The sequence below is a fragment of the Pseudomonas sp. 1912-s genome, assembly GCF_029269205.1.
In the GTDB taxonomy this organism is placed as follows: Bacteria; Pseudomonadota; Gammaproteobacteria; order Pseudomonadales; family Pseudomonadaceae; genus Aquipseudomonas.
In genome coordinates, this window is record NZ_JARIXR010000007.1 from 1 (window position 1) to 22,447 (window position 22,447).

Annotated in this window: 18 protein-coding genes and 1 pseudogene; 18 read left to right on the top strand and 1 reads right to left on the bottom strand. The window is 61.1% G+C overall.

The window, feature by feature from the left end; translation table 11 throughout:
• The 16 genes and pseudogenes from P3C29_RS10785 to P3C29_RS10860 all read left to right on the top strand — a co-directional run.
• Positions 1 to 184: pseudogene (locus P3C29_RS10785) on the top strand (IS481 family transposase); the annotation flags it as partial.
• A gap of 212 nt (positions 185 to 396) precedes the next feature.
• Complete coding sequence (gene yaaA / locus P3C29_RS10790; RefSeq protein WP_275964539.1) at positions 397 to 1,176, top strand: peroxide stress protein YaaA; 780 nt, start codon at positions 397 to 399, stop codon at positions 1,174 to 1,176.
• An 892-nt stretch (positions 1,177 to 2,068) separates the two neighbouring features.
• The gene (locus P3C29_RS10795; protein WP_010170413.1) at positions 2,069 to 3,385 is read left to right on the top strand and encodes a nucleotide sugar dehydrogenase; all 1,317 of its coding nucleotides are present in this window, start codon (positions 2,069 to 2,071) and stop codon (positions 3,383 to 3,385) included.
• An 84-nt stretch (positions 3,386 to 3,469) separates the two neighbouring features.
• Positions 3,470 to 4,951 (top strand): mannuronan synthase, encoded by a 1,482-nt coding sequence (alg8, locus tag P3C29_RS10800; RefSeq protein ID WP_169386264.1) that lies wholly within the window; start codon positions 3,470 to 3,472, stop codon positions 4,949 to 4,951.
• Between the two features lie 36 nt (positions 4,952 to 4,987).
• Positions 4,988 to 6,157, top strand: a complete 1,170-nt coding sequence (locus P3C29_RS10805; RefSeq protein WP_201125320.1) for an alginate biosynthesis protein Alg44 — start codon at positions 4,988 to 4,990, stop codon at positions 6,155 to 6,157.
• A 2-nt stretch (positions 6,158 to 6,159) separates the two neighbouring features.
• A complete protein-coding gene (gene algK / locus P3C29_RS10810; protein WP_169386265.1) occupies positions 6,160 to 7,551 on the top strand; it encodes an alginate biosynthesis TPR repeat lipoprotein AlgK in 1,392 nt (463 codons plus the stop codon).
• Positions 7,548 to 9,035, top strand: a complete 1,488-nt coding sequence (locus tag P3C29_RS10815) for an alginate export family protein (RefSeq protein WP_010170420.1) — start codon at positions 7,548 to 7,550, stop codon at positions 9,033 to 9,035. Before algK ends, P3C29_RS10815 begins: the two co-directional genes overlap by 4 nt.
• Positions 9,035 to 10,627, top strand: a complete 1,593-nt coding sequence (algG, locus tag P3C29_RS10820; protein WP_029615879.1) for a mannuronan 5-epimerase AlgG — start codon at positions 9,035 to 9,037, stop codon at positions 10,625 to 10,627. Before P3C29_RS10815 ends, algG begins: the two co-directional genes overlap by 1 nt.
• An 11-nt stretch (positions 10,628 to 10,638) precedes the next feature.
• Complete coding sequence (locus P3C29_RS10825) at positions 10,639 to 12,087, top strand: alginate O-acetyltransferase (protein ID WP_010170425.1); 1,449 nt, start codon at positions 10,639 to 10,641, stop codon at positions 12,085 to 12,087.
• 8 nt (positions 12,088 to 12,095) lie between these two features.
• Entirely contained in the window at positions 12,096 to 13,205 is a 1,110-nt protein-coding gene (locus tag P3C29_RS10830) for a mannuronate-specific alginate lyase (protein ID WP_169386266.1), read from the top strand.
• A 145-nt stretch (positions 13,206 to 13,350) separates the two neighbouring features.
• Complete coding sequence (locus P3C29_RS10835) at positions 13,351 to 14,916, top strand: MBOAT family protein (protein ID WP_275964540.1); 1,566 nt, start codon at positions 13,351 to 13,353, stop codon at positions 14,914 to 14,916.
• Positions 14,917 to 14,927: 11 nt separating this feature from the next.
• Positions 14,928 to 16,112: an alginate O-acetyltransferase gene (locus P3C29_RS10840; protein WP_201125324.1), complete on the top strand. Its 1,185-nt coding sequence runs from the start codon at positions 14,928 to 14,930 to the stop codon at positions 16,110 to 16,112.
• Between the two features lie 16 nt (positions 16,113 to 16,128).
• Positions 16,129 to 16,776 (top strand): alginate O-acetyltransferase AlgF, encoded by a 648-nt coding sequence (locus tag P3C29_RS10845; protein ID WP_008434181.1) that lies wholly within the window; start codon positions 16,129 to 16,131, stop codon positions 16,774 to 16,776.
• A gap of 145 nt (positions 16,777 to 16,921) precedes the next feature.
• Complete coding sequence (locus P3C29_RS10850) at positions 16,922 to 18,373, top strand: mannose-1-phosphate guanylyltransferase/mannose-6-phosphate isomerase (RefSeq protein ID WP_010170433.1); 1,452 nt, start codon at positions 16,922 to 16,924, stop codon at positions 18,371 to 18,373.
• A 152-nt stretch (positions 18,374 to 18,525) separates the two neighbouring features.
• Positions 18,526 to 18,990 carry a multidrug transporter gene (locus P3C29_RS10855; RefSeq protein WP_201125325.1) on the top strand — a complete coding sequence of 155 codons (465 nt, stop codon included), beginning with the start codon at positions 18,526 to 18,528 and terminating at the stop codon, positions 18,988 to 18,990.
• Positions 18,991 to 19,010: 20 nt separating this feature from the next.
• The gene (locus tag P3C29_RS10860; protein ID WP_275964541.1) at positions 19,011 to 19,823 is read left to right on the top strand and encodes an SDR family oxidoreductase; all 813 of its coding nucleotides are present in this window, start codon (positions 19,011 to 19,013) and stop codon (positions 19,821 to 19,823) included.
• A 33-nt stretch (positions 19,824 to 19,856) separates the two neighbouring features.
• On the opposite strand, the gene P3C29_RS10865 is transcribed toward P3C29_RS10860, so the two are convergent.
• The gene (locus tag P3C29_RS10865) at positions 19,857 to 20,720 is read right to left on the bottom strand and encodes a LysR family transcriptional regulator (protein ID WP_275964542.1); all 864 of its coding nucleotides are present in this window, start codon (positions 20,718 to 20,720) and stop codon (positions 19,857 to 19,859) included.
• A gap of 111 nt (positions 20,721 to 20,831) precedes the next feature.
• On the opposite strand from P3C29_RS10865, the gene P3C29_RS10870 reads away from it, so the two are divergent.
• Complete coding sequence (locus P3C29_RS10870) at positions 20,832 to 22,022, top strand: MFS transporter (protein ID WP_275964543.1); 1,191 nt, start codon at positions 20,832 to 20,834, stop codon at positions 22,020 to 22,022.
• The gene (locus P3C29_RS10875) at positions 22,019 to 22,411 is read left to right on the top strand and encodes a DUF4440 domain-containing protein (RefSeq protein WP_201125329.1); all 393 of its coding nucleotides are present in this window, start codon (positions 22,019 to 22,021) and stop codon (positions 22,409 to 22,411) included. The genes P3C29_RS10870 and P3C29_RS10875 overlap by 4 nt, the downstream gene beginning before the upstream one ends.
• The last annotated feature ends 36 nt before the right edge of the window (positions 22,412 to 22,447 follow it).

Sequence of the window (22,447 nt, forward strand, 5' to 3'; positions counted from 1 at the left end):
AAAGGCCAAGGTTTATCACAGTCGATTTAAGTTTCAGAAGCGCTACTTCAGGATCGCCAAAGGCCTGGCTGGACATCACGTTGCACTACGTCCGAACACTGAAAGTGACGGGCTGTTTGATGTCTATTTCTGCCATCACTTTTTGCGAACGATCGACGTGAAGCAGCCTGATTACGGTTCATAATGTGTCAACCATGTCCCCGTACATGTGTCCACCATGTGTCCGGTCCGTACAGGCTTTTCCAAAGTGACCCGCTGTAAGAGCGGAACCAATAGCGGCCGTTACCGCAGCAACGGATATGTCCACAACACAAACCCACTCCTCTATCACCATCATAGGTGGAGTCAAACCTCCCTACCCCCTAGAATCCCCCCACGATTAAAGGAGACGACTTCATGCTGACGGTGATTTCCCCCGCCAAAACCCTCGATTTCGAGTCAAAGCCGGTCACCCCGCGCTTCACCCAGCCGCAATACCTCGACCACTCCCAGGAGCTGATCGAACAACTGCGTGAACTGAGCCCGGCGCAGATCAGCGAACTGATGCACGTCTCCGACAAGATCGGCGGCCTCAACGCCGCACGCTTCGGCAGCTGGACCCCAGCCTTCACCCAAGCCAACGCCAAACAGGCCCTGCTGGCCTTCAAGGGCGACGTCTACACCGGCCTCAACGCCGAAACCTTCACAGACGCCGACTTCACCTACGCCCAGGACCACCTGCGCATGCTCTCCGGCCTGTACGGCCTGCTGCGCCCACTGGACCTGATGATGCCGTACCGCCTGGAGATGGGCACCAAGTTGCCCAACGCCCGTGGCAAGGACCTGTACGCTTTCTGGGGCACCCGCATCAGCGAGTGGCTCAACGAAGCCCTGGCCGAACAAGGCGATGACGTGCTGCTCAACCTGGCCTCCAACGAGTACTTTTCGGCAGTCAAGCGCCCGGCACTGAACGCGCGGATCATAAACACCGAGTTCAAGGACCTGAAAAACGGCCAGTACAAGATCATCAGCTTCTACGCCAAGAAGGCCCGGGGCATGATGAGCCGCTTCGTGATTGAAGAACGCATCAACGACCCGGCCAAACTCAAGGAATTTGACGTGCAGGGCTACCGCTTCAATGCGGAGCAGTCGAAACCGGATAACCTGGTGTTCCTGCGGGATCACGCACCGGAATAACTCAGTCTTTCTGAAAACCGGAAACCCGTGGCGAGGGAGCTTGCTCCCGCTGGGCTGCGCAGCGGCCCCAAAAAAGCCAGGGCCGCTGCACGCCCCAGCGGGAGCAAGCTCCCTCGCCACAACAATTCCCTCGAATAAACCCCTCTTCAGCCCATCTAATCGTCATTTATTTGGCGTCAAAAATATTTCTTCAGAATTCCTAACATTTATTTCACTCGACATTCGTCAATTTTTTTCGTAGTGGCACCACTTTTTTCAAAGAGTAGTGGCACAAAACTATTTAGCCCTCGCAACTCCCCGCAACTACTGGCCCAAATAGCAAGTGCTATCACAATAGTACTAGTGCCATCTTTCCTAATATTTCAAGAAATTTCCGGAAACAGGATGAGCGGCCCGGAACTATGTCCCAAAGCACCGCTCATACCACCGGTAACGATTATCTCTGCAAATGTAAGAGATGACTTACGCGGCGACCAAATGAAGTAGCAAAGTTGTCATCTAACTTTGACTCAATGGTCAAACCATCAACTGACTAGTTGAAGGCGGACGAAGAGGTTTCACTACTTTCTCCGAAAAGGCCAAGGCTGAGCTCACCTGTATGGGTCAGTGAGACAACCCAAGCCGTTGATATATAAGGTCTTAAAGCCCCTGTCAACGCCTTGAGGCACTGGCGCCAGGCCCTTCCCCAGGAAGGCTGGCTGCATTTCAGGGCAAGCCCCAACAATAAGGCCAAGTTGCGCACAACTTGAGTGCATTAGTTAGTCACTCGACTTTTAGTATGCCTGCACTGGATATATCGACGTTTATTCGTCGCACTTCCCAGTGTCTGAGTGACGCTTCAAAACATGAACTCCGGCCATCTAATGGCACGATTAACAATGAGGTAAATGCGATGCGCATCAGCATATTTGGTCTAGGTTACGTCGGCGCAGTATGTGCCGGTTGCCTGTCTGCACGAGGCCATGAGGTCGTCGGCGTAGACATCTCCAAGGAAAAGATCGACCTGATCAACGCGGGCAAATCGCCCATCGTTGAACCGGGTCTGGGCGAGCTGTTGAGCCAGGGTATTCAAACTGGCCGACTGCGCGGCACCACCAATTTCGCCGAAGCAATCCGTGATACCGACCTGTCGATGATTTGCGTCGGCACGCCGAGCAAGAAGAACGGCGACCTGGAACTCAACTACATCGAATCGGTGTGCCGCGAGATCGGTTTTGTCCTGCGTGACAAGACCACCCGCCACACCATCGTGGTCCGCAGCACTGTGCTGCCAGGCACCGTGGCGAATGTGGTCATCCCGATTCTCGAAGACTGCTCCGGCAAGAAAGCCGGTGTCGACTTCGGCGTCGCGGTAAACCCTGAGTTCCTGCGTGAAAGCACCGCCATCGCCGACTACGACCTGCCGCCGATGACCGTCATCGGTGAGTTCGACAAAGCCTCCGGCGATGTCCTGCAGTCGCTGTACGAAGAACTCGACGCCCCGATCATCCGCAAGGACATCGCCGTCGCCGAGATGATCAAGTACACCTGCAACGTCTGGCATGCGACTAAAGTGACCTTCGCCAACGAGATCGGCAACATCGCCAAGGCGGTGGGTGTCGACGGCCGCGAAGTGATGGAAGTGGTCTGCCAGGACAAGACCCTCAACCTGTCCCAGTACTACATGCGCCCGGGCTTCGCGTTCGGCGGCTCGTGCCTGCCGAAAGACGTGCGCGCCCTGACGTACCGCGCCGGCTCCCTCGACGTGGATGCGCCGCTGCTCAACTCGCTGATGCGCAGCAACGAGTCCCAGGTGCAAAACGCCTTTGACATCGTCTCCAGCCACGACAAACGCAAAGTCGCCCTGCTGGGCCTGAGCTTCAAGGCCGGCACCGATGACCTGCGCGAAAGCCCGCTGGTGGAACTGGCCGAAATGCTGATCGGCAAGGGTTTCGACCTGAGCATCTACGACAGCAACGTCGAATACGCCCGCGTGCACGGCGCGAACAAGGAATACATCGAGGGCAAGATCCCGCACGTGTCGTCCCTGCTCAACTCGGACTTCGACGAAGTGATCAACAACTCCGACGTGATCATCCTGGGCAACCGCGATGAGAAGTTCCGTGCCCTGGCGCATAACGCTCCCCACGGCAAGCAAGTGGTCGACCTGGTGGGCTTCATGTCCAAGGCCACCAGCGTGAGCGGCCGTACCGAAGGCATTTGCTGGTAACAGCAACGGCAAGTTTCAAGCGGCAAGCGTCCTGATCCCCGGCGCTTGCCGCTTGAAGCCTCCTTCACCTGCGGAATGACGCCTATGTCCAAGTTAAAACACGTACTCCTCCAATCCGCCGGCTGGCTGTTTTTCCTGAGCCTGCTGATGGGACTCGCCCTGCTGTTGCCGGCGAGTACGTTCGACTCCGAGTCGAAGAATTTTATTTTCCTGATTGGCGCCGTCGGTATCTGGCGCTACTCGATGGGTGCTACGCATTTCTTTCGCGGCATGCTGTTCCTGTACGTGGTCTACCCGCACCTGCGGCGCAAAGTGCGCAAGCTGGGCAAGGCAGCAGACCCGTCCCACGTATTCCTGATGGTGACAAGCTTTCGGATCGACGCGCTGACCACGGCCCAGGTCTACAGCTCGGTGATCCGCGAAGCCATCGAATGTGGCTTCCCTACCACCGTGGTCTGCTCGCTGGTGGAAATGTCCGATGAGCTGCTGGTCAAGAGCCTGTGGGCCAGGATGAACCCGCCCGACCACGTCAAGCTGGACTTCGTGCGTATCGCCGGTACCGGCAAGCGTGACGGCCTGGCCTTCGGTTTTCGCGCCATCTCCCGCCACCTGCCGGACGACCGCGCCGTGGTGGCCGTGATCGATGGCGACACCGTGCTCGCCGAGGGCGTCGTGCGCAAGACCGTGCCGTGGTTCCAGCTGTTCGGCAATGTCGGTGGCCTGACCACCAACGAGTTCTGCGAAGTGCGCGGCGGCTACATCATGAGCGAGTGGCACAAGCTGCGCTTCGCCCAGCGCCACATCAACATGTGCTCCATGGCTTTGTCCAAACGCGTGCTGACCATGACCGGCCGCATGTCGGTGTTCCGCGCCAACGTGGTCACCGACCCGGGCTTTATCGCCGACGTGGAAAGCGACTCGCTGCAACACTGGCGCCTGGGCCGCTTCAAGTTTTTGACCGGTGACGACAAGTCCAGCTGGTTCAGCCTGATGCGCCTGGGCTACGACACTTTCTACGTGCCGGACGCTGCGATCCACACCGTGGAACACCCGCCGGAAAAGAGCTTTATCAAGGCCAGCCGCAAGCTGATGTTCCGCTGGTACGGCAACAACCTGCGCCAGAACTCCCGTGCCCTCGGCCTGGGTATGCGCCGGCTTGGCCTGTTCACCAGCATCGTGCTGTTTGACCAGCGCGTGTCGATGTGGACTTCGCTGCTGGGCCTGACCGTGGCGATCATCGCCACGTTCAAATACGGCGGCGCGTTCATCCTCGCCTACCTGCTGTGGATCGGCATCACCCGCCTGATCCTGACCCTGCTGCTGTCGTGCTCCGGTCACCGGATCGGCCCGGCTTACCCGGTGATTCTCTATTACAACCAGATCATGGGCGCGCTGGTGAAGATCTACGTGTTCTTCCGCCTTGATCAACAGTCCTGGACACGCCAGGACACCAAACTGACCCGCGATTTGGCCAGCTTTCAACGTTGGTTCAACACCTGGTCGTCTCGGACCATGACCTTCTCCGCCGGCAGCATTTTCGTCGCCGTGTTGCTGATGATGGTTTGACCCTGCCAAGCCTGAATTAACTAGGAACTACACACCATGAATAGCCAAGTAAACGCCAACGTTGTCCACGAGTCCGAAGCCCAGCGCCAACACGCCCGGGTAAAAATCCCGGCCAAGCTGCGCTTCTTCGGCGCCGACCACACGCCGATGGAAGTACGCGTCATCGACCTGTCCGCCGGCGGCCTGGCGTTCAACGCCCCGCAGCAGCCGCTGAAAGTCGGCGATGTGCACAAGGGTCGCTTGCAGTTCGTGATCGATAACCTCGGCCTGGCGATGGACGTCGAGCTGCAGATTCGCTCCTACGACCGCCAGACCGGCCGCACCGGTTGCCAGTTCCAGAACCTCGACGCACAAGACATCTCGACCCTGCGCCACCTGATCACCTCGCACTTGTCCGGCGACATCGTGACCATGGGCGACGTGCTGGCAACCCTGCAACGCGACAACTTCACCAAGGCGCGCAAGGTCAAGGACAGCGGCAGCAACATGAGCGTCGGCGGCCGCCTGCGGGCCGTGACCTTCAGCCTCGGGATCTTCGTGGTGGGCCTGGTCGCCTTCGGCTTCGTGGTCAAGTCGGTGTACGGCATGTACTTCGTCAGCCACGCCACCTCCGGACTGGTGAGCGTACCCGGGATGAACGTCACCATGCCGCGCGATGGCACCGTGCAGAGCCTGATCAAAGGAGATGCAGTGGCCGCCAAGGGCGCGCCACTGGCGACCTTCAGCACCAGCATGCTCGACGTGCTCAAAGGCCATCTGGACGAAGACCAGTTGCAACCGGCCAAGGTGGAAGAGCTGTTCGGCAAGCAAATGACCGGCACCCTCACCTCCCCGTGCGACTGCGTCGTGGCCCAGCAATTGGTCGCCGACGGTCAGTACGCCAGCAAAGGCGACGTGATCTTCCAGCTGGTGCCACGCGGCAGCCAGGCCAACGTGGATGCACGCTTCTCCTATCGCCAGTTTGCCGACGTTCGCCCGGGCACCCGTGTGAACTTCCAGGTGGCGGATGAAGAGCAGGTTCGCACCGGCACCATCGTCAGCAGCACCAGCCTCAACAGCACCGAAATGTCCTCCGACATCCGTGTGCAGATCAAACCCGATGCCCCGCTGGACAGCACCTACGCCGGTCGCCCGGTTGAAGTGACCAGCGACCGTGGCCCGTCCCTGAACTGGCTGATCGACAAAGCCATGGCTGCAGGTCTTTAACCATGAGCGCCCTTCGATCCCTGCCGGTTCCATTGGCGCTGGCCATCGCCCTCGCCGGGTGCGCCGGCCTGCCCGACCAACGCCTGGCCAACGAAGCCCTCAAGCGTGGCGACACGGTCACCGCGCAGCAGAACTACCAGCAGCTGGCAGACCTGGGCTACAGCGAGGCCCAGGTGGGCCTGGCTGACATCCAGGTCGGCACCCGCGACCCCGAACAAATCAAGCAGGCCGAAGCCACGTATCGCGCGGCCGCCGACACCTCGCCCCGTGCCCAGGCACGCCTGGGCCGCCTGCTGGTGGCCAAGCCTGGCGCGACCGAAGCCGAGCACCATGAAGCCGAAGGCCTGTTGAAAAAAGCCTTTGCCAATGGCGAAGGCAACACCCTGATCCCGCTGGCGATGCTGTACCTGCAATACCCGCACAGTTTCCCGAACATCAACGCCCAGCAGCAAATCAGCAAATGGCGCGCTTCGGGTTACCCGGAAGCAGGTCTCGCCCAGGTGCTGCTGTACCGCACCCAGGACACCTACGACCAGCATCTGGACGAAGTGGAGAGCATCTGCAAGGCCGCGCTGAACACCACGGATATCTGCTACGTCGAGCTGGCCACGGTCTACCAGAAAAAAGCCGAGCCGGAAAAACAGGCCGAACTGCTGAAACAGATGGAAGCCGGCTACAGCCGTGGCGCCGTGACCGCCCAACGGGTCGACAGTGTTGCCCGTGTGTTGGGCGATGCGACCCTGGGCAAGACCGACGAAAAAACTGCCCAGGCCCTGCTGGAAAAAATCGCCCCGGGCTACCCGGCATCCTGGGTCAGCCTGGCGCAACTGCTCTACGACTTCCCGGAACTGGGCGACGTCGACCAGATGATGAAGTACCTCGACAACGGCCGCGCCGCCGACCAGCCCCGCGCCGAACTGTTGCTGGGCAAGCTCTACTACGAAGGCAAGTGGGTCCCGGCTGACGCCAAGGCTGCCGAAGAACACTTCCAGAAAGCCGTTGGCCGCGAAGTGGCTGCCGATTACTACCTCGGCCAGATCTATCGCCGTGGCTACCTGGGCAAGGTCTATTCGCAAAAGGCCCTCGACCATCTGCTGACCGCCGCGCGCAACGGCCAGAACAGCGCCGACTTCGCGATCGCCCAACTGTTTTCCCAAGGCAAGGGCACCAAGCCCGACCCGCTTAACGCCTATGTCTTCAGCCAGTTGGCCAAGGCCCAGGACACGCCGGAAGCCAACGACCTGGCCACCCAGCTCGAAGCCCCGCTGACCCCGGAACAACGCGCCGAAGGCCAACGCCTGGTGCAACAGGAACTGGCCGCGCGCGGCACCCTGGCCCAAAGCACGCTGCAATTGCACGCCCTGCAAGAAGAAGACGGCGAGGAATCCCTATGAAGCTCAATCCATTCGTCAAGGCCGGCATCGGCCTGACCTTCGCCCTGCTGTGGTCGTGCCCGACCCTGGCCGCGCTGACCGAAGCCAAGAACTTCGGCCTGGAAGTGAAAGTCACCGGCCAGTCCGAAGATGACCGCGACCTGGGCACCCAGAAAGGCGGCGACGTCAACGGCATCGGCCTCGACCTGCGCCCGTGGATCTACGGCGAAAGCGGCAACTGGAGCGCCTACGCCATGGGCCAGGCCGTGACGTCCAGCGACATCATCGAGACCGACACCCTGCAACAGTCCTCGGATGACGCCACCCAACAGACCAGCAATGACGACCGCAAGAGCAAGAAAAACTACCTGGCGATGCGCGAGTTCTGGGTCGCCTACGGCGGCTTCACGCCCTACCCCGGCGAGATCCTCAAGCTCGGTCGCCAACGCCTGCGCAATGACGACGGCCAATGGCGCGACACCAACATCGAAGCGCTGAACTGGACCTTCGACACCACCTTGCTCAAGGCCAATGTCGGCGTCGCCGAGCGTTTCAGCGAATACCGCACCGACCTCAAGGAACTGTCGCCCAAGGACAAGGACCGCCAGCACCTTTACGCCGACGCCGCCTATCAGTGGACGCCAGGCCAGTGGATCGGCCTGCGCGCTCACCACACCCATGACGACGGCAAGCTCGACTACCCGCAACCGGGCGTGGCCACCGACTCGCTGGACAAACGCGAGAACGGCGACCTGACCTGGCTCGGCATCGAAGCCAACAGCGACGCCTACAACTGGCGCAACACCAACACCGTCAACTACTGGGCAAGCGTCACCGGCATGCAGGGCGACCGCGACACGGTCAACGCCTTGAACGCCGACGGCACCCGCCCCGCCAATGCCAAGCGCAGCGATGACGTGAATGGCTGGGCCACCGACCTGGGTGTGCGCCTGCGTCTGGACCCGCAGTGGCAAGTGGGCGCGGCTTACTCGCGCGCGAGCGCCGAATACGAGCAGAACGGCCTGCAAAGCAACCGTTCGAACTGGACCGGTACCCAGTCCCGCGTCCACCGCTTCGGCGAAGCGTTCCGTGGCGAAATGAACAACATGCAGTCCATGAGCCTGTTCGGTTCCTGGCAGTTGCGCGAGGACTATGACGCCAGCCTCGTGTACCACAAGTTCTGGCGCGTCGACGGCAACAAGCCGGTCGGCAGCAACGGCATCGATGCCGTGCAGAACAACACCGATGACGTGACCGGCGCGATCCTGTCCAGCACTTCCCTGCCGCTTGAAGACGGCAAGAAAGACCTGGGCCAGGAGATGGACCTGGTGGTCACCAAGTACTTCAAGAAAGGCCTGCTGCCGGCCGGGCTCAGCCAGTCGATCGACGAACCGTCGGCCCTGGTGCGCTTCCGTGCCGGTGTGTTCAAACCGGGCGACGCCTATGGCAGCCAGGTCGACTCGTACATGCATCGCGCCTTTGTCGACGTGATCTGGAAGTTCTGATGGGAGCCTGCGCAATGAACCCTCAAGCCCTCAAAGGCTCGGTCAGCCTGCTGGTCGCAGCCATGCTGCTGGCCAGCACTTCGGCCTTCGCCGATGTCGCGCAGCAGGTCAAGGCGCCGACCATCGCCAAAGAGCTGCAACAGGCCAAGACCTACACCATTTCGAGCCCGCCGACCGAGCCGCTGGAAATGGCCAAGCCGGCGCTGCCGGACGTGTCCGGCTACACCGCGGCGAATATCGCGAAGAAAATCGTGCGCAGCAAGCCGGGCAAAATCAGTATCCGCCGGATGATGCAGGAAGACGCCCTGAAGGACTTCATCGGCGGCGACAACAAGATGGCTGAATGGGTGGTGCGCCAGCACGGCATTCCCCAGGCGATCTTTGTCGACGACGGCTACATGAACCTCAAGGACCTGCTGAAGAAAGTGCCCAAGCAGTACTTCAGCGAAACCTCGCCGGGGGTGTTCCTGGCCAAGTTGCCGATCGTGGTGGGCCGTAAAGGCATCCTCGAAATCGACAAGCAGACCCAGGAGTTGCGCCTGTCCCAGGAGGCCGGTTCGTTCCTGATCAACGACGGCCAGCTGTTTGTGCGCGACACCAGAATCACCGGCTGGCGCGAGAAGACCAACGGCCCGGCGACCTTCCAGTCGCCCAAGGAATTCCGTCCGTTCCTGCTGGCCTGGGGCGGCACCGAGACCTACATCGCCAACAGCAAGATGGCCAGCTTCGGCTACGCCAACAGTAAGTCGTATGGCGTGAGTATTTCCCAGTACACGCCGAACATGGCCAAGGTGCTCAAGCGTCCCGAGCCGACGGGCTGGATCGTCGACTCCGAGTTCTCGGACATGTGGTACGGCTTCTACTGCTATGAGACCACCGGCTTTGTGCTCAAGGGCAATACCTATAAAGACAACATCGTCTACGGCATTGACCCCCACGACCGGTCACACGGCTTGATCATCACCGACAACACTGTCTACGGCACGAAGAAGAAGCACGGCATCATCATTTCCCGGGAAGTGAACGACAGCTTCATCTTCAACAACCGTAGTTTCGACAACAAGCTCTCGGGCCTGGTGATCGACCGTAACAGCGTCAACAACCTGATCGCCGACAACGAGATCTACCGCAACCACACCGACGGCATCACCCTCTATGAGAGCGGCGATAACCTGCTGTGGGGCAACAAGGTGATCAGCAACCGTCGCCACGGCATCCGCATACGTAACAGCGTGAACATTCGCCTGTACGAAAACGTGGCCATGGCCAACGGGCTGACCGGCGTATACGGCCACATCAAGGATCTGACCGACACCGACCGCGACATCGCCCTCGACCCGTTCGACACCAAGGTCTCGCTGATCGTGGTCGGCGGTGAACTGGCCGCCAACGGCAGCGGGCCGCTGTCCATCGACTCGCCGTTGAGTGTCGAGCTGTACCGCGTGTCGATGCTTGCGCCGACCAAATCCAGTGGCATCAGCTTCTCGGGCGTTCTCGGCGATCGCCAGGAAGAGATTCTCGACTTGCTGGTACGCCAGAAGAAAGCCGTGCTGATCGACCCTGTCGAACGCCAGACCGAAATGCAGGACTGAGGATGACCTTTATGCACCCACACATGATCAAACTGCTCAGCCTTTCGGGTTTGACCCTCGGCCTGCTCGCGGCCAGCCAGGGCGTGCGCGCCGACGAAGTACAGGCCCCGAAGTTCAGCGCCGAGCCGTGCTGCAGCCTGTGCCCGGCCGCCCACGACGCGAAGAATTACACCACGCGCTACCAACAGAACTTCACCACCCTGGTACAAGCCCAGGGTGACTGGCTGTTCCGTACCCAGGAAGACCTGCGCACCGAATTCGACACCAGCCCCGCCGGCTACAAACGCATGCAACAGCTGCACGATGCGTTCAAGAGCAAGGGCGTGGAACTGGTGGTGGTGTACCAGCCGACCCGTGGCCTGGTGAACCGCAACAAGCTCAACCCGGAAGAGAAAGCCAAGTTCGATTTCGACAAGGCCCTGGGCAATTACAAGACCATGCTCGGCCGCTTCGCCAAGATGGGCTACGTGGTGCCGGACCTGTCGCCGTTGACCAACGAGCAGCTGCCGGATGAATTGCCGGCCCACGACTTCTACTTCCGCGGTGACCAACACTGGACGCCGTACGGCGCCCAGCGCACCGCCAAAATCGTCGGCGCCAAAGTGCGCGCGATGCCTGAATTTGCCGGTATCCCGCAGCGTGAATTCGAGACCAAACGGTCCGGGCGCATGGGCAAGACCGGCACCCTGCACAACATGGCCGGGCAACTGTGCGGCACCAGCTACGCGATCCAGTACATGGACCAGTTCACCACCGAGCCCAAGGGCGAAGCGGGCGACGGCGACCTGTTCGGCGATTCCGGCAACCCGCAGATCACCCTCGTGGGCACCAGCCACAGCGGCAAGAACTACAACTTCGCCGGCTTCCTGGAACAGGAAATCGGTGCCGACATCCTCAACGTCGCCTTTCCCGGCGGTGGCCTCGAAGGCTCGATGATCCAGTACCTGGGCAGCGAAGAATTCCAGAAGACCCCGCCGAAGATTCTGATCTGGGAATTCTCGCCGCTGTATCGCCTGGACCAGGAGACCATCTACCGCCAGATGATGTCGCTGCTGGACAACGGCTGCGAAGGCAAGACCGCCCAGATGACCGCCAGTACCACGCTGAAGCCCGGCAAGAACGAATTGCTGGTGAACAGTTCGAACAAAGACCTGCGCAATGCCAGCCATCAGGTCGACATCCGCTTCGCCGACCCTTCGGTGAAAACCCTGCAAGCCACCCTCTGGTACATGAACGGGCGCCACGAGGACATCAAGATCGAGAAACCCGAAACATCCGATACAGACGGGCGTTTCGCCTTTGAACTGCGCACCGATGAAGACTGGGCCACGCAAAACCTGCTGGCCGTGGAAGTGCAGGGCCCCGAAGCGGGTCAGGCCGCGCAGAAGGTTGAAGCGAAAATTTGCACACGCAACGTATTCCCAAGCGGTGGTCAACAGACCGCCCAACTCGGGCAATGAGGTTACTTATGCAGAAGTTATTGATTCCAACTTTACTGGGCATGGCGATCTTCGCCGGCTCAGTCAACGCCGCCGCGCCACTGCGTCCGCCCCAGGGTTATTTCGCCCCGGTGGAAGCGTTCAAGACCGGCGACTTCAAGAATGACTGCGACACCATGCCTGCGCCGTACACCGGTTCGCTGCAGTTTCGCAGCAAGTACGAAGGTTCGGACAAGGCCCGTTCCACGCTGAATGTGCAATCGGAAAAAGCCTTTCGCGACAGCACCGCCGACATCACCAAGCTGGAAAAAGACACCAGCAAGCGCGTGATGCAGTTCATGCGCGACGGTCGCCCGGAGCAGCTGGAATGCACCTTGAATTGGCTCACCAGCTGGGCCAAGGCCGATGCGTTGATGTCCAAGGACTTCAACCACACCGGCAAGTCGATGCGCAAATGGGCGCTGGGCAGCATGGCCTCGGCCTATGTGCGCCTGAAGTTCTCCGACTCCCACCCGCTGGCCAACCATCAGCAGGAGTCACAGTTGATCGAGGCCTGGTTCAGCAAAATGGCTGACCAGGTGGTGAGCGACTGGGACAACCTGCCGCTGGATAAAACCAACAACCACTCCTACTGGGCCGCCTGGTCCGTCATGGCGACTTCCATCGCCGTGAACCGCCGCGACCTGTTTGACTGGGCCGTGAAGGAATACAAGGTCGGCGCCAATCAGGTCGACGACCAGGGCTTCCTGCCGAACGAATTGAAGCGTCAGCAACGGGCGTTGTCGTACCACAACTACGCCCTGCCGCCGCTGTCGATGATCGCCAGTTTTGCGCTGGTCAACGGTGTGGACCTGCGCCAGGAAAACAACGGCGCGCTAAAACGCCTGGGTGACAAGGTGCTGGCCGGGGTGAAAGACCCGGAAATCTTCGAGAAGAAGAACGGCAAGGAGCAGGACATGAAGGACCTCAAGGAGGACATGAAATTTGCCTGGCTTGAGCCCTTCTGCACCCTCTACACCTGCGCGCCGGACGTGATCGAGCGCAAGCACGGGATGCAGCCGTTCAAGACCTTCCGCCTCGGGGGCGACCTGACCAAGGTCTTCGACCCGGCGCACGAGAAAGGCAACAAAGGCAGCTGATACAAAGCTCCCACACCTGGACTCGGTCCAAAGGTGGGAGCTGGCTTGCCTGCTCCCACACTGAACGCGTACACCCTCCCAGATTCGTGGGGGGGTTGGGGGGGCCGTTGGCCCTTGACTGTTGGTTAAACATGGAGAGATCGGGATGGTTTTCTCGTCCAATGTGTTCCTGTTTCTGTTCTTGCCGATCTTCCTCGGCTTGTACTACTTGAGCGGGCAACGCTATCGCAATCTGCTGCTGCTGATTGCCAGCTACGTGTTCTACGCCTGGTGGCGAGTGGACTTCCTGGCACTGTTCGCCGCCGTGACGCTGTGGAACTACTGGATCGGCCTCAAGGTCGGTGCGGCAGGCGTGCGCACCAAGCCGGCCCAGCGCTGGCTGCTGTTGGGCGTGGCGGTCGACCTGTGCATTCTCGGCTACTTCAAGTACGCCAACTTCGGCGTCGACAGCATCAACCTGATGATGAAGTCGGCGGGCCTGGAGCCCTTCATCCTGACCCACGTGCTGTTGCCGATCGGGATCTCGTTCTACATCTTCGAGTCCATCAGCTACATCATCGACGTGTACCGCGGCGACACTCCGGCCACCCGCAACCTGATCGACTTTGCGGCGTTCGTGGCGATCTTCCCGCACCTGATTGCCGGCCCTGTATTGCGCTTTCGCGACCTGGCCGACCAGTTCAACAACCGCACCCACACCCTCGATAAATTCTCCGAGGGCTGCACGCGGTTCATGCAGGGTTTCATCAAGAAGGTGTTCATCGCCGACACCCTGGCGGTGGTCGCCGACCATTGCTTCGCCCTGCAAAACCCGACAACGGGCGACGCCTGGCTCGGCGCGCTGGCCTACACCGCGCAGCTGTACTTCGACTTCTCCGGCTACAGCGACATGGCCATCGGTCTGGGCTTGATGATGGGTTTCCGCTTCATGGAAAACTTCAAGCAGCCGTACATCAGCCAGTCGATCACCGAGTTCTGGCGGCGCTGGCACATCAGCCTGTCCACCTGGCTGCGTGACTACCTCTACATCACCCTGGGCGGCAACCGTAAAGGCACGCTGACCACCTACCGCAACCTGTTCCTGACCATGCTACTCGGTGGCCTGTGGCACGGTGCGAACATCACCTACATCGTGTGGGGCGCCTGGCACGGCATGTGGCTGGCGATTGAAAAAGCCATCGGCCTCAACACCGCACCGCGCAGTTTCAACGTCGTCCGCTGGGCCTTCACCTTCCTGCTGGTGGTGATGGGCTGGGTGATCTTCCGCTCGGAAAACCTGCACGTCGCCGGCCGCATGTACGGCGCGATGTTCAGCTTCGGCGAATGGTCGCTGTCGGAACTCAACCGCGCCAGCCTCACCGGCCTGCAAGTGGCAACCCTGGTGGTGGCGTACGCAACCCTGGCGTTCTTCGGCCTGCGGGATTTCTACAGCAACCGCCCACCGGAAAAAACCAAGCCTGCGGTCAACACCCAGGCCGGTGGCCCGGCCACTGCCCAACCGGGCTTGATCAAGGCCGTACCGGGCGACAACCCGGGCAGCATCCATGAGCCCGGCTACACCGTGGGCACCGAGGCCACCGTGCAACCGGCCTACTGGAGCGCCACCTGGCCACGCTACGCCATGCGCGCTGCAGTGCTGCTGCTGTTCGTGGCATCGATTCTCAAACTTTCGGCGCAGAGCTTCTCGCCGTTCCTTTACTTCCAGTTCTGAGGGAGCCGACCATGACCCGTTCATTACGCGTCCTCTATATCGCCTTGTTCCTGGCCGTGCTGTTGGCCTTGGGGGCCTGGTCGATGCGCAGTTTCCTGGGCTTCAGCACCAACGCCGACGCGACCGTGCTCAACGGTCGCTGGACCAAGGCCGTCGAGACCCATTACGACGACCAGTTCCCGATCAAGCGCCTGGGCACCAACCTCTGGGCAGCCCTGGACTACAAGCTGTTCAATGAAGGCCGTCCCGGCGTGGTGATTGGCCGCGATCACTGGTTGTACAGCGACGAGGAATTCAACCCCATCGTCAACGAAGACCAGAACCTGCAGGGCAACTACGCCCTGGTGGAAGGCGTGCGCCAGAAGCTCAAGGCCCAGGGCATCCAACTGGTGATGGCGATCGTGCCGGCCAAGGTGCGCCTGTACCCGGAACACCTGGGTGAAGTGCAGCCGGCCAGCATCCACGCCGGCCTGTACCAGGACTTCCATGCCCGCATGGCCGCCGCCAAGATCGTCGCCCCCGATCTGATGGGCCCGCTGCAACAGGCCAAGCTGCACGGCCAGCAAGTGTTCCTGCGTACCGACACTCACTGGACCCCGGATGGCGCTGAAGTGGCCGCCAAGCAACTGGCCAAGACGATTAAAGATAAAACCCCACTGAGCGGCGAGCCTCAACGCTTTGTCACCGAAGCCGAGAAGACCGAACCGCACAAGGGCGACCTGCGCCTGTTCCTGCCCCTGGACCCGCTGTTCGAAAACCTGATGCCGCCCAAGGAGCCACTGCAAAAGCGCGTGACTCACCTGGCTGAAACCAAAGGCGACGACGCGCTGTTCACCGACAGCGAAACCCCGGTGGCGCTGGTAGGCACCAGCTACAGCGCCAACCCGAACTGGAACTTTGTCGGCGCGCTGAAGCAAGCCCTGGGCAGCGACGTCATCAACTACTCCGAAGACGGCCATGGCCCGATCCTGCCGATGCTCAGCTACCTGAAAAGCGACGACTTCAAGAACAGCCCGCCCCAGGTGCTGATCTGGGAGTTTCCCGAACGTTATCTGCCCGTGAACAACGAAATCGGCGACGCCGACCCGCAGTGGGTTGCGCAGCTCAAACAAGCCGGTACGCGCCAACAGAACATGGCACTGAACACCCCAGTTAAAACCCAAAAATCCGAGACGCCCGACCGGGCGCAAAACTGAAAGAGAGGTAACTCACATGACTTTCACTACTAACCTCGCAAAAACTTTTGCCCTCGTCGCCGGCATGAGCGTTGTTTCGATGTCTGCCTTCGCCGGTGGTGACGCCGCCCTCTACGGTCCCGTCGCGCCAAAAGGCTCCAGCTTTGTACGGGTGTACAACGCCAGCAACCAGGAAGTCAGCGCAACCGTCGGCAGCACCAACCTCAACGAGGTCGCACCGCTGGCCAGCAGCGACTTCAGCTTCATGCCGGGCGGTGACTACAGCGCCAAGGTCGGCAGCCAGACCCTGCCGGTCAAGCTCGCCGCCGACCACTACTACACCCTGGTCAGCAGCGGCAGCGGCCAGCCACAACTGATCGAAGAACCGCCGTTCAAGAACAAGCAGAAATCCCTGGTACGCGTACAGAACCTCAGTGACAAGTCGCTGACCCTGAAAACCGCCGACGGCAAGACCGACGTGGTCCAGGCCGTGGCCGCCAAGGGCCGTGGCGAGCGCGAGATCAACCCGGTGAAGGTCAGCCTGGCCTTGTATGAAGGCGACAAGAAAGTCGGTGATGTGAAGCCAGTGGCCCTGGAGCGCGGTGAGGCAGCAGTGCTGTACGTCACCGGCACCGGCGCCAACCTGTCGCCAGTGTGGGTCAAGCGCCCTGTGTCGACCCGCTAACTATTTATCTGAGTTGACACGCTCCTTGTGGGGGTTGGCTTGCCTGCTCCCACATTGTCAGCACTTCAACTCAGGCCCGGACAAAAACAAGAGTGAAACGACAAACCTTCGTAGCTCTGACCCATATCGATTCAAGGAGAAACACATGATCCCAGTAATCCTTTCCGGTGGTAGCGGCTCACGTCTTTGGCCGCTTTCCCGCAAACAGTTTCCCAAGCAGTTCCTGGCCCTGACCGGCGAACACACCTTGTTCCAGCAAACCCTGGAGCGCCTGGTATTCGACGGCATGGACGCGCCCATCGTGGTCTGCAACAAGGACCACCGCTTTATCGTCAACGAGCAACTGGCCGCCCGCAAACTGGACACCCAGCGCATCCTGATGGAACCGTTCGGCCGCAACACCGCGCCGGCCGTGGCCCTGACCGCGATGATGCTGGTCAACGAAGGCCGTGACGAGCTGATGCTGGTGCTGCCCGCCGACCACGTGCTGGACGACCAGAAAGCCCTGCAACGCGCCCTGGCCCTGGCCACCGTGGCCGCCGAGCGCGGCGAGATGGTGCTGTTCGGCGTACCGGCCACCCGTCCGGAAACCGGCTACGGCTACATCAAGTCGACCAACGATTCGCTGCTGCCCGAGGGCGTCAGCCGGGTACAGCAGTTCGTCGAAAAACCCGATGAAAAACGCGCCACCGAGTTCGTCAAAAGCGGTGGTTATTTCTGGAACAGCGGCATGTTCCTGTTCCGCGCCAGCCGCTTCCTGGAAGAGCTGAAAAAGCACGACCCGGACATCTACGACACCTGCCTGCTGACCCTGGAACGCAGCAACCACACCGCCGACACCATCGACATCGACGAATCCACCTTCGCCTGCTGCCCGGACAACTCCATCGACTACGCCGTGATGGAAAAAACCCAGCTGGCCTGCGTGGTGCCATTGACCGCCGGCTGGAGCGACGTGGGTTGCTGGGCATCGCTGTGGGACGTGAATGAAAAAGACGCCAACGGCAACGTCAGCAAGGGCGACGTGGTGATCCAGGACAGCCGCAACTGCATGATCCACGGCAACGGCAAACTGGTGTCGGTGATCGGCCTGGAAAACATCGTGGTGGTGGAAACCAAGGACGCGATGATGATTGCCCACAAGGACAAGGTCCAGGGCGTCAAGCAGATGGTCAACACCCTCAACGAACAGGGCCGCAGCGAAACCCAGAACCACTGCGAGGTCTACCGTCCGTGGGGCTCGTATGACTCGGTGGACATGGGCGGCCGCTTCCAGGTCAAGCACATCTCGGTCAAGCCGGGCGCGTGCCTGTCGTTGCAGATGCACCACCACCGCGCCGAACACTGGATTGTGGTCAGCGGCACCGCCGAAGTCACCTGTGACGAGAACGTGTTCCTGCTCACCGAAAACCAGTCCACCTACATCCCGATTGCCTCGGTGCACCGTTTGCGCAACCCGGGCAAGATTCCCCTGGAGATTATCGAGGTGCAGTCCGGCAGCTACCTGGGTGAGGACGATATCGAGCGCTTTGAAGATATCTACGGTCGGTCTACGCCGATCGAGCGTGGCGTATCGGTGAAAACCATCGCGCAGTAAACAGAGCAACACAAGAAGCCCCCGCCCCACCGACTGCGTCCCTATCCGCAGCCGGTGGGCCGGGGGCTTTTTCTTTGGGGCCGGGAACCCGAAGATGGTCAACTCCACCTACGCTTGGTTAGGATGCTCGTTCCGTTTTCGAGGTTGTTGCCATGTTCTTTGGTGTCTTGCTGATTATCACCTGGCTGATCCTCCTGCTGCGCTACCCGGCCAAGGCGTTGCCGGTTTCCCTCGCGGCTGCCGTCGGGCTGGGCCTGGTGGCGGTATGGGTGGTGTGGCTGGACAACCGCGAAGCCCAGCAATTGGCGCGCCTGGAACTGCGCACCGTCTACGCCCCCAAAGAATGCCCGGCGGACCGCCCGCTCAAGCTCACCTTGAACAACGGCAACAGCGTCCCGCTGACTGAACTGCGCTGGCGCATCGCTGCCTATGCGCCGGGCGATACGGTCAACCTGGCCGACAACGTGTACGCTGCCCCGCGCTATCGCGGCCCCGGCGAATTGCAGGCCGGCGCCACCTGGGAAGACTGCCTGCCGGTGCCGCCGCTGCGCCCCGGCTACCGCCCGCAAACCCTGGAGTTTCGCGCCGAGCATTTGCAAGGCAGCTTCTCCGACTAATCACGACAAAGGACTGATCCATGCCCAACGTACTCATCACCGGGTGTTCCAGTGGCATCGGCCGTGCCCTGGCGGACGCCTTCAAGCACGCCGGTTTTGACGTGTGGGCCAGCGCCCGACGCACCGAAGATGTCGCCGCACTGAGCGCCGCCGGCTTCAACGCTGTACGGCTGGACGTCAACGACAGCACCGCGCTCGCTGAATTGGCCGGGCAGATCGGCGAACTGGACGTGCTGATCAACAACGCCGGCTACGGCGCCATGGGCCCGTTGCTCGACGGCGGCACCCAGGCGATGCAACAGCAGTTTGAGACCAATGTGTTTTCCGTGGTCGGGGTGACCCAGGCGCTGTTCCCGGCCCTGCGCCGGCGCAGAGGCCTGGTGGTGAATATCGGCAGCGTCTCAGGGGTGCTGGTCACGCCGTTTGCCGGTGCCTACTGCGCCTCGAAAGCGGCGGTGCACGCCTTGAGCGACGCGTTGCGCATGGAACTGGCGCCGTTTGGCGTGCGGGTGATGGAAGTGCAGCCGGGCGCCATTGACACGAGCTTCGCGAAAAACGCCGGTACCCAGGCCGAGCTGTTGATCAATGAGCAATCGCCCTGGTGGCCGCTGCGCGAAAGTATCCGCGCGCGGGCCAAGGCCTCCCAGGACCGGCCGACACCCGCCAGCCAGTTTGCGGCGCACGTGCTCAAGGCCGTGCAACAGACCACCCCGCCACGCCTGTTGCGCTCGGGTAATGGCAGCCAGGCGCTGCCGTGGATGGCGGCGTTGTTGCCCAAGGGGTTGCTGGAGACCGTATTGAAAAAACGCTTTGGCCTGAGCGGAACCTTGTAACAGCAGCCACACGGTGTGCGACTCCTCGACGGATCAGCCCTTCATGAAATCAATGAAGGCCCGCACTTTCAGCGGCAGGTGCCGGGTGTCCGGGTACAGGGCATACACGCCCTGCGGCGCAAATCGATGATCCGGCAGCAGCCGTACCAAACGCCCGGCATCGAGGTCATCCTGCACCAGCCACTGGGGCAGGATCGCCACGCCATGCCCGCGCACGGCGAAGGCCTGGAGAATGGCGGCACTGTCCGCAACCAGTGAAGCCTTGCCAGGCCCGGGGCGATACAGGTGCTCGTGGCCTGCCGGGTCGACCACCGCCAACTCCGTCAGCCGTCCATGGCCGAGCCTGGGCAGTTGCTCCAGTTCATCCAGCGTGGAGATTCCGGCAAACCCCGGCGCGGCCACGGCAAAGATCTCGTAGCTCGACAGCTGCACCGCCCGATGATTGGAATCGAGCATGCGCCCCAGCCGGATGGCCACATCGAACCGCTCGGAGATCAGGTCGGCATGGCTGGAGGAGGTGGATAACTGGATGTTCAATTCCGGGTGCAGGCCGCGAAAGGTTTCCAGTGCCGGCACCACCACCGCCAATCCGTATTCGACGGTGGTGGTGACGCGCAGCGTGCCCTTGAGCTGGCTGTGCTCCGAGCGCGCCTCTTCCACTGCCAGACGCGCCTCTTCCAGCATCCGTGTGCAGCGCAGGTAAAAGCGTTCACCGGCATCGGTCAGCGCCAATTGGCGAGTACTGCGGGTCAACAGGGTGACGCCCAGTTCGGCCTCCAGGCGCTTGAGGTTGAAGCTCACCACCGCCCGCGTCTGCCCGAGGAAATCCGCGGCTGCGGTCAACGAACCGGCCTCGACCACGGCCTTGAAGGTGTCGAATCGATCGAGGCTGACCATTGGCCACACCCTCCTTTGTCAAAATATTTTTGACAAACTAACAGTCAAACCGCTGTTTCCCAAGTGCCCGCACCCGCCTACCCTGCCGCCATCCACTGCAGGAACAGCGCAATGACCTACCGCTCGAAAGTCACCTGGATCTTTCTACTGGGCTTCGCCCTGGACCTGGTGAACATGTTTGTCGCCACCATCGCCTACCCGGATATCGCCCGCGAGTTGCACGCTTCGGTCACGCAACTGGCGTGGATCGGCAACGCCTACATGCTCGGCCTGACCGTCGTCATTCCCCTGAGTGTGTGGCTGGCGGCGCTGCTGGGTGAGCGCCGGTTGATTGCCGTCAGCCTGTTGCTGTTCGGCGTGGCCTCGGTGCTGGTGGGCCAGGCCGCATCGATTGAAGCGCTGATCGGCTGGCGCCTGCTCCAGGGTTTGGGCGGCGGCTTGCTGATCCCGGTGGGCCAGGCGTTGGCTTATCGGCAATTTCCGCCGGCAGAACGCAGCCAGTTGACGGCCAAAGTCATGTTCGTGGCGCTGCTGATTCCAGCCCTGTCGCCCGCCTTGGGCGGGGTGGTGGTGGACAGTGTGTCGTGGCGCTGGATCTTTTTCGCCAACCTGCCGTTGGCGCTGATCACCCTGATGCTGACGTGGCGCTGGCTGGAGACCGACACCCCGGCTTCCGCGCGCCCGTCCCTGGACCTCGGCGCCATCCTGGGGCAGATTCGCCAGCCAATGCTGCGGGTCGCGATGCTGGTCTACCTGTTCATTCCGGGCGTCTTTATCGGCACCAGCCTGGTGGCGATTCTTTACCTGCACGGCCTGGGGTTTACCGCCAGCCACATCGGCGCGCTGATGCTGCCTTGGGCGATGGCGTCAGGCATAGCCATCGCCTTGAGCAAAAAGCTGTTCAATCGCTGCGGGCCGAGGCCGTTGTTGTTGGCGGGCATGCTGCTGCAAGCCATTGGCATCGTGTTGTTGATCGAGCCACACCCGCTGGTCGTGGTGCTCGCCTACACCCTGATGGGCCTGGGCGGCAGCCTGTGCAGCAGCACCGCGCAAACCCTGGCCTTTCTCGACATTGCGGCCGACCGCATGGGCCACGCCAGCGCCTTGTGGAACATCAATCGCCAGTTAAGTTTTTGCCTCGGGGCGGCGTTGCTCAGTGCGGTACTGGCGACACTGCATTCCTTCACCGCGACTTTCGTGATTGCCGCGGCGTTGACCCTGTTCCCCTTATTTGCAGTACTGTGCCTGGATGCGTCCACGGTACGGACACTGCTTCACCCTGCCAGCGAGCCCACACGATGATTGATTACCGCGACTTTTTTGATGAAGTGATCCAGGCCCATGTCGAGATCGAACAATGGTTTGCCGGGACGGCACCCGAGGGAACACTGCAGGTTTTGCTGGGGCGTTTTTCGCCGGACTTTTCCATGATCACCCCGGCTGGCAAACAACTGGACTTTGCGATGCTCAAGCAGCTGTTCAGCCAGGCGGGCGGCAAGCGGTCCGGGTTCAAGATCAGCCTCAGCGAATTTGCCGGGATTGACCGACATGCTCGTGGCGCAACAGTGAGTTATCGCGAGCAACAGGTGGATGGCAGCGGTACACACACCGACCGGCGTTCGACGGTGGTGTTTGAAAAGCAGGCCAGTGGCGCCCTGCTGTGGCGCCACTTGCACGAGACGTTTTGCTGACCTGTGGTGAGGGGGCTTGTCTCTTGTTGGGTTGCG

What these genes read in the sequence shown, in the direction of transcription:
- P3C29_RS10855 (WP_201125325.1), top strand. Translation starts at nt 18,526, where the DNA reads ATGTTCTTTGGTGTCTTGCTGATTATCACCTGGCTGATCCTCCTGCTG.
- yaaA (WP_275964539.1), top strand. Translation starts at nt 397, where the DNA reads ATGCTGACGGTGATTTCCCCCGCCAAAACCCTCGATTTCGAGTCAAAG.
- algK (WP_169386265.1), top strand. Translation starts at nt 6,160, where the DNA reads ATGAGCGCCCTTCGATCCCTGCCGGTTCCATTGGCGCTGGCCATCGCC.
- P3C29_RS10870 (WP_275964543.1), top strand. Translation starts at nt 20,832, where the DNA reads ATGACCTACCGCTCGAAAGTCACCTGGATCTTTCTACTGGGCTTCGCC.
- P3C29_RS10815 (WP_010170420.1), top strand. Translation starts at nt 7,548, where the DNA reads ATGAAGCTCAATCCATTCGTCAAGGCCGGCATCGGCCTGACCTTCGCC.
- P3C29_RS10865 (WP_275964542.1), bottom strand. Translation starts at nt 20,720, where the DNA reads ATGGTCAGCCTCGATCGATTCGACACCTTCAAGGCCGTGGTCGAGGCC.
- alg8 (WP_169386264.1), top strand. Translation starts at nt 3,470, where the DNA reads ATGTCCAAGTTAAAACACGTACTCCTCCAATCCGCCGGCTGGCTGTTT.
- algG (WP_029615879.1), top strand. Translation starts at nt 9,035, where the DNA reads ATGGGAGCCTGCGCAATGAACCCTCAAGCCCTCAAAGGCTCGGTCAGC.
- P3C29_RS10840 (WP_201125324.1), top strand. Translation starts at nt 14,928, where the DNA reads ATGACCCGTTCATTACGCGTCCTCTATATCGCCTTGTTCCTGGCCGTG.
- P3C29_RS10825 (WP_010170425.1), top strand. Translation starts at nt 10,639, where the DNA reads ATGCACCCACACATGATCAAACTGCTCAGCCTTTCGGGTTTGACCCTC.
- P3C29_RS10860 (WP_275964541.1), top strand. Translation starts at nt 19,011, where the DNA reads ATGCCCAACGTACTCATCACCGGGTGTTCCAGTGGCATCGGCCGTGCC.
- P3C29_RS10850 (WP_010170433.1), top strand. Translation starts at nt 16,922, where the DNA reads ATGATCCCAGTAATCCTTTCCGGTGGTAGCGGCTCACGTCTTTGGCCG.
- P3C29_RS10830 (WP_169386266.1), top strand. Translation starts at nt 12,096, where the DNA reads ATGCAGAAGTTATTGATTCCAACTTTACTGGGCATGGCGATCTTCGCC.
- P3C29_RS10805 (WP_201125320.1), top strand. Translation starts at nt 4,988, where the DNA reads ATGAATAGCCAAGTAAACGCCAACGTTGTCCACGAGTCCGAAGCCCAG.
- P3C29_RS10875 (WP_201125329.1), top strand. Translation starts at nt 22,019, where the DNA reads ATGATTGATTACCGCGACTTTTTTGATGAAGTGATCCAGGCCCATGTC.
- P3C29_RS10795 (WP_010170413.1), top strand. Translation starts at nt 2,069, where the DNA reads ATGCGCATCAGCATATTTGGTCTAGGTTACGTCGGCGCAGTATGTGCC.
- P3C29_RS10835 (WP_275964540.1), top strand. Translation starts at nt 13,351, where the DNA reads ATGGTTTTCTCGTCCAATGTGTTCCTGTTTCTGTTCTTGCCGATCTTC.
- P3C29_RS10845 (WP_008434181.1), top strand. Translation starts at nt 16,129, where the DNA reads ATGACTTTCACTACTAACCTCGCAAAAACTTTTGCCCTCGTCGCCGGC.